This window comes from Bradyrhizobium sp. FW305-F6 (genome assembly GCF_058782905.1).
The window spans coordinates 1-1607 of the sequence record NZ_JBYSYD010000031.1 but is presented as its reverse complement, the minus strand read 5'-3'; the positions used below and the strand labels follow the sequence as shown (position 1 = coordinate 1607).

Sequence of the window (1607 nt, the reverse complement as noted above, 5' to 3'; positions counted from 1 at the left end):
ACGGTTGCGCAGGGGACCCAGACCGCGGCCACCGATATCGGCCAGGTCAACCGCGGCGCCGCCGAGACCGGCTCGGCCTCGGAAGAGGTGCTGCACTCGGCCAAGACCTTGTCCAGCGAAAGCACGCGCCTGCGCGCCGAGCTCGACCGCTTCATGGCCAATATCCGCGCGGCGTAAGGCGCTCGGCCGCTCCGAAGTCCACGCGGTCGCTTCGCGCTCCGCGTGTCCGGGACGACTTTTGACGCAATCAATTCCCGCGCCACCGGCAGTTGCGGCGCCACAAATTTACCACAGCTTATCCTTTGCCCCGTAACGTGCAGAGGAGCCGGGGAGCGGGCTGTTCCCGGGCTGCGCCTGGTTTTTCCGCGAATGGAATGGGGTGGGGGAATGCCTGCTAAGTCGAAGTCGAGCAAATCGAAACTGCCAACGCTGCGTTTTCGCGCAAAAATCATCCTCGGCTTCGTGGCGGTGCTCGCCATTCTCGCCGTCAGCATGGCGTTTGCCTATTTCGGCTTCGAGCGAATCGCAGGCGCCGTGGCATCCTACCGCACCAGCGTAGCGGAGGCCGATCTGGCGCGGACGGTCGATCGTGAGCTGGTCGCCTATCAGGGGCTGGCACGAGCTTATACCCTGACTGGCGCGGCGGATGACGAGACGGCGGCCAAGGCCGCCGAAGCGAATCTGAAGAGCGCGATCGCCAAGTCGATGGCCGCCACGACGGGCAGCGCCCGCCGTGAGCAGGTCGGCAAGCTCGAGGCCGAGTTCCAGAGCTTCACGAAAGTCTTCGGCGAGATCATCACGCTGACGCGCGAGAACAACAAGATCGCGGCCGACGAGCTCAACAGTGTCGGCAACAAGATCCGTTTCAAATTCGACGACCTCGCCGATACCGCGGCGCTGGCGGGCATGAACTCGGTCCAGAGCACGGCCAAGGACATCACCTCGCAATATCTGGCAGTCTCCACCTCGGTCAGTGCCTTCGTGGCCAAGCCGGAGCCGAAGACGGCCGACGGCGTGATCGCCCGCATCAAGTTCCTGGAGACGCTGCTGGTCTCCATCTATGCGAACGACCAGAAGATCACCGAGCGCGTCAAGGAGATCGGCGATCTCCTGAAGCAGTACCGCGCATCGTTCGCAAAGCTGACCGACAACGTGAAGGTCATCGTCAAGCTGAACGGCGAGATGACCAAGACGGCGGCGACGATCCTCAAGCTCTCCGCCGAGCTGCGCTCGGATCTGACCGGCGACCAGCAACGCATCGAGGCGAGCGCCAATACGACGATCGGAGAGACCCAGCAGCTGATGCTGATGATGGCGTTGGGCGGGCTTGCCGTGGGCGCCGTGCTGGCCCTGTGGCTCGGCAACGGCATCTCGCGCCCGATGATCGCGATGTGCAAGGCGATGCGCGAGCTTGCTTCGGGCAATTTCGATGTCGTGCTGCCCGGCCTCGGCCGCAAGGACGAGATCGGCGAGATGGCCGGCGCCGTCGAGGAATTCAAGGTCCAGGCCGTCGCCAAGGCCGAGCGCGACGCCGCCGCCAGCGAAGTCCAGAACCGGGAGCAGGCCGCCAGCCGCCGCGCCGAGCTGATCCGCTTCGCCGACGATTT

Annotated in this window: 1 protein-coding gene; it reads left to right on the top strand. The window is 64.7% G+C overall.

Going from position 1 to position 1607, the window contains the following annotated elements; translation table 11 throughout:
• Nucleotides 1-387 precede the first annotated feature (387 nt).
• The coding region (locus AC3WLX_RS36580) for a HAMP domain-containing protein (protein ID WP_492339384.1) at nucleotides 388-1607 on the top strand (1220 nt) is incomplete at its 3' end.